The following is a 5,663-nucleotide window of genomic DNA, read 5'->3' as shown; positions in this document are numbered from 1 at the left end:
GTATTGATCAGGTCGACACCACAGTCAAGTAGTTCGTTCCAAACAGCGGGGCTCTCGGGCGAGGCCCACAATCTTACTTTTTTACCGTATTTGTGCGCCATACTTACATAAGTGCACAGGCGTTGTTTTTGCAATACCGGGAATGTACCGATGCCGTTCCAGTTTATTATTCTTGAATATTTGCAGCTTGCGGTTCGGTAAACATTTGTTGCCAGGGTGTCCTGTTGAACGTTCATCAGGTCCTCATCAATAAAAGCAAGGCGGTTTTGCTGATTTTTTAATATGTCAAATGGCTTATGCCCGGTTATAACAATGGTGATCTGTCGTTGTACAAATACGCCATTTTCATATCCTGAAAGAATGGATTTATATTTTTCAAGTACCGCAGACAGCGCCTCGTAAGTTTTGTTTGCATTTGACTTAATATCGATCATGAGCATGAGCGGATAAACCATCCGTGATGCCTGCACATCGGAGCCATTAATGCAGGCCGACAATGGATCAAGATAAAGGCGTTCAAGTGTTCTGTGCCTTTTAAAAAGCGGGAACAGGTGGGCAACAATAAGTTTCCCTTTTCTTAAATAAATATCGGCTTCAATATGCGTGTAACCATTATCCAATGCGTCATATAACGGCCGTTTGTGCCAATAATCATTATGAGCAAAGGCATTATCGAGCGGTACATTTTGGGAGTAGGAGTTAAAGGCAGTAATTACCAGAAGAGCGGATAACAATAATTTCAGGTGCTTTAGGCAAAAGCTTGCTGCTTGCATCGTTAATTGTTTTTGTTGCACTAAGATACCGGTTAAGTGTGTTTTAAACGTTACCGGATGGTTAAGGATTTTTTTATATATATTAACATTTTGTAAATAAAAAGGGGGACCGCTCTTTTATAGCAGCCCCCCTTTTTATGATGTAGTTACCATTAATAACCAGGGTTTTGAACCAGGTTAGGATTGGTTTTTATCTCCGTAGACGGAATAGGATACAATCTCCTTGTTGGATCAGTATTCATTTTCAGATCGTCTGTTTTCCCACCTGCCACTGGTAGTAGATATTCTTTCTCAAACTGTCCGAAACGGATCAGGTCATTACGGCGCCAGGCTTCCCATGAAAGCTCACGTGCACGTTCATCTAACAGTACGTTCAAATCAATTGATGAGGCGGCTTCGGCGTGGGCACGGGTACGCAGTTTATTTACCAATGTTAAAGGGGTTTGTGTTTCGCCGTTTATGGTAGTAGAAGTAGCTCCACGTAATAAGGCTTCGGCTTTCATCAGGTAAATATCGGCCAAGCGGAATACAGGCACGTCGTTACTGTTTAAACGGGTTGCCTGTATAATATTAACGTCTGGATAGTATTTGATCGATCTTACCCCTTCAGATTGTGAGGTAAGCACGTCATTACCCAAATCCATCGGTTTTAATCCTGTTAAGGTTAATGTAGGGTTGAGATTGATCTGTGTGGCGGCATTTGGAGCCGGGTAGTAAACCGGTTGGTTGGTGAAACCACCATTGCCATCAGGATAAAATTGCGGGCCTGCCAGCCATGTTTTGGTACGGTCATCCCCAGGGATGTTAAAGCGGTTGTAAAACTCAGGCGTAGTGCTCATGGCAATACTTAAACCTACGTTAAAGCCATAAGCCTGAACCAGGTAATAAAAGAAACCAAAACGGGTAAACTGGTTACCTGGTATTTGCTGGTCATAAGGTACTGCAAATATGGTTTCATTGATGGCCGGGCCATTAGTAGGTAAAAATATGTCCCTGTATTTGGCATCCAGGTAATAGTTGGTATTTGCCTGTACGCTATCGCACATGGTTACGGTTTCCTGGTAGCGGTTGGTGCCGGTGTATACGCCAGAGTTCAGGTACATTTTTGCAAGCAAGGCAAACACCATTCCTTTAGTTGGGCGGCCATATTGCGATACGTTTATTGTCGCGTTGCTGCTTTTAGCTGGCATCAATGGTAAAACAGCTTTTAACTCACTTTCAATAAAGGCGAATACTTTGGCACGTGACTGTGTTGCTGGTTGTCCGGTTACCGGGAAATCAGTAATGATAGGTACGTTACCGTATAAGTCCATCATGAAATACAGGTACAAGGCGCGCATCGCTTTAACTTCGGCAATTGAAGAGGCTTTTTTGGCTGCCGATGATGACGATGAATTAATAACACTGATGATACGGTTACAGGTGTTGATACCACCAAAACCCCATTGCCATACACCTATTACGTTAGGGTGATCAAAGGTCCAGGTGTGATAGTGTAATTGGCGGTATTGACCACCGTCGTCAAAGTTGCCATCACGGGCCGGTAAAATAGCTTCGTCTGTCGACATGTCCTGCATGCGCCAGTAAGTTACCGCGTAGCTTGATGAAAGGTTAGAGTAAATAGTACCCAGTAATGCAGTATAATCGGCATCAGTTACCGGGAAGTTTGATTTTACGTATTGCGACTCAACAGGTACATCTAATTTTGTACAAGAGAATGTGCCTATCGTCACAACTATCGCGGCACATAATATGAATATCTTTTTCATTTTTGTTTGTTTAACTGTTATTAAAATGATGCGGTTAGACCTAAACTAAAGGTGCGTGTTTTAGGATAAAAATTCCTGTTATCGATACCCGGAGTTAAACCGCCCATATCAATTTCCGGGTCAACGCCGCGGTATTTGGTAATGATGAAAATGTTATTACCTGAAGCATAAAAGCGCAGACTTTTAAACGCCTGGATATGTGGTTTAATGGTATAACCGATGGTAGCATTATCCAACCGCAGGTACGAGCCGCTTTCCAGGAAACGATCAGAGATCAGGTAGGCATTGATATCTTTAAACGATTCGCCTAAAGTAAATCTCGGTATATTTTGCAGTTTGGAGTCGGCGGGGTTATTTAAACCGGCAAGTGTTGCATTTAATATTTTGTTGCCATATACACCACGAACCAGGAAGTTAAGGTCGAAGTTTTTGTAGAAGAAACTGTTGCTCCAGCCGTAAATAAGCTTAGGCTGCGCATCGTATTTAATAAACTGATCGGTAGTAAGTGGTTGTGCGGCGGTTGTTGATCCGTCGGCTTTTTCATAAGTACTAACACCATTGGCATTTTTGCCCAAATAGTGCCACAGATCAAAAGTACCAACAGCATAACCTGGCTGAATGATCTGGCTGTAGTTGCCCGACTGACCTTTACCGCCTAACTGTGCAGTTTGAATGTATGGAAGAACCAGGCCACCCTGTGATAAACTTTCCACCACGTTTTTATTATGTGAAAAGTTTAACGAGGTGCGCCATGTAAAAGCACCCGATTTTACCGGTATGGCGTTTAATACAACTTCAATACCGCTATTTTTCATTTGACCTACGTTTGCGGTTAAAAGCGGATAAAAATATTGCGTAGTTGATACCTGGAGGGTAGTGATCAAATCAGAGGTTTTTTTGATATAATAATCAACAGAACCGGTAATACGATTGTTGAGTATACCAAAATCCAAACCAATGTTGGTTGTAGCAGTACTTTCCCATTTCAGATTTCGGTTTTCATTACGTACAGGGCCTATAGGGTTAACTATATTACCATTACTTAAAAATTTACCACCACCCGGAGGCACGCCATAAATGAGCTGAGCGGTAAAGGCATCGAACCCGGCGCTGTTACCCGAAACACCATAACCGGCTCTTAACTTCAAGTCGCTGATAACCGGAACAGATTTCATGAAATCTTCGCTGATTATCTTCCAGCCGGCAGAAGCAGCAGGGAAATAGCCATGACGAACGTCTAAACCGAAACCCGAAGATCCGTCTTCCCTTAATGAGGCCTGCAGTAAATACTTGTCGGCAAATTGATATTGTGCACGGGCATAAAAAGATATCAGCCTTAAAGTAGAAATATAGGTTGGCGGGGTAGTCCCGTTTATATTGTAACTTGGATTAAAAATAATCTGCGAAAGCTGGGTAGGATTGGAGAATGCTAAATAATTATAAGTTAAAGCATCATTTGAAAATCCCTGGGTTTGTACCCCGAATCCATCGCCATTACGATCCTGCTGATAAGAGTAACCTCCTAACAATTTAAGGGAATGCCGACCAAAAATGCGATCGTAATTAAAATAGGCTTCAACTACGTTACTGGTATTGGTATAAGCACTGCGCGCAGCTACACCACCTGCGTTAACGTATATGCCAGACTGACTGGTGGAATAGGTATTAACGTTGTTTTGTTCCTTTTGAGTTGATCCTGATATGGTAAATTTTAAACCGTTTAAGATATCTACTGCGGCAAAACCATTGATCAGGGTTTTGTTGTTCTCTGTTTTGGTAAAGTTATTGTTAATTAACGATAGAGGGTTCAATGGCCCGCTGCCTGTACGGGTGTAGTTTTCTTTATAAGTACCATCAGGGTTAAAAGGGGCCACCGTTGGCAAATAGAACAAAATGCCCGATAATACCTGGCTTTGGAATATATCGTTGTTTTTGGTGGCGCTGTTGGTAAGCGTGATACCCAATTTTAAACGATCATTAAAAAAGCGCTGGTTGATATAGCCTTTGTAAACAGTACGCTCCAGGCTGGTGTTTTTCAATACACCATTGTTTTTTAAGTAATTTACGCTTGCACCATACTCTGAATTGGTACCGGCACCACCATAAGAAAGGTTATGGTTTTGCGAATAACCGGTTCTTTCGGCCAGTTTTTGCCAGTTGGTATTTGAGCCATCGTCATCGGCTGCGCTTAGCTTAGGTACACCATTATCGGTTAAATACTTACGCAGTTCATCACCAGTAAGTACATCAATGTTTTTTGATACATTTTGAACAGCGCCGTATGCACTATATGTTAACCTGGTTTGACCTGCTTTGGCTTTACGGGTTGTAACTATGATTACACCATTTGCAGCACGTGAACCGTATATAGCTGTTGATGATGCATCTTTTAATACATCAATACTTTCAATATCGGCTGGTGCCAATAAATCGATAGAAGCACCCGGTACACCATCAATTACATAAAATGGCTGGGTAGCACCGTCGCGCAAAGTTGATGGCCCCCTTAAAATAGTTGAGGGTTGTTTGTTGGGGTCACCGCTTTTGGTAATGTTTAAGCCGGCTACCTTACCTTGTAATAACTCGGCAGGGGTAGTTAGTACACCTGCGTTAAAATCTTCGGCTTTTACTGAGGTTATGGCGCCCGTAACATCCTTACGACTCGATGTACCGTAACCAATAACTACCACATCTTTTAGTTGTTTGATATCAGTTACCAGTGTAATGTTAATTAACGTTTTACCATCAACAATAACTTCTTTTGGTACTGATCCTAAAAATGTGAATTTTAAAACATCATCAGCGCCGCCAACTGTAACGGTGTAACCACCATTGCCATTAGTAGTGGTAGACTTGCCTGAACTTTTAACAGTTACTACCACACCTGGTAAGGGCGCGTTGGTCTCGTCGGTTACGGTTCCTTTAACAATCCTGCCGGTTTGTGAGAATGCCGATAACGCGGTAAATAATACAGCGCAAGCTAATAATAGGCTTTGCCTGTATAAAGGATGAGTTTTCTTAAAAAAACTATGGTAAATTTTTTTCATAAAGAGATTTGAATAAATTACGAACTTAATTGAACTCGGGAAATCGCATTTTTTCCGTTTGCAAAGGAATGATG

The 5,663-nt window shown here is 41.9% G+C and carries 3 protein-coding genes; all 3 read right to left on the bottom strand.

Translation table 11 applies throughout. The features are described 5' to 3' along the window. Positions 1 to 773, bottom strand: a 773-nt coding sequence (locus tag AC1DRQ_RS29025) for a phosphatidylinositol-specific phospholipase C/glycerophosphodiester phosphodiesterase family protein (RefSeq protein WP_477429252.1), incomplete at its 3' end; no start/stop codon positions are given. Between the two features lie 152 nt (positions 774 to 925). After that, complete coding sequence (locus tag AC1DRQ_RS29020) at positions 926 to 2,542, bottom strand: RagB/SusD family nutrient uptake outer membrane protein (protein ID WP_477429250.1); 1,617 nt, start codon at positions 2,540 to 2,542, stop codon at positions 926 to 928. A gap of 20 nt (positions 2,543 to 2,562) precedes the next feature. Then, positions 2,563 to 5,589, bottom strand: coding sequence for a SusC/RagA family TonB-linked outer membrane protein (locus AC1DRQ_RS29015; protein ID WP_477429248.1), 3,027 nt, complete (start codon positions 5,587 to 5,589; stop codon positions 2,563 to 2,565). Between the last annotated feature and the right edge of the window lie 74 nt (positions 5,590 to 5,663).

The sequence above is a fragment of the Mucilaginibacter sp. P4_E8 genome (assembly GCF_056401495.1).
Note: the sequence above shows the minus strand (reverse complement) of the source record. Positions and strands in the feature narration are given on the sequence as shown.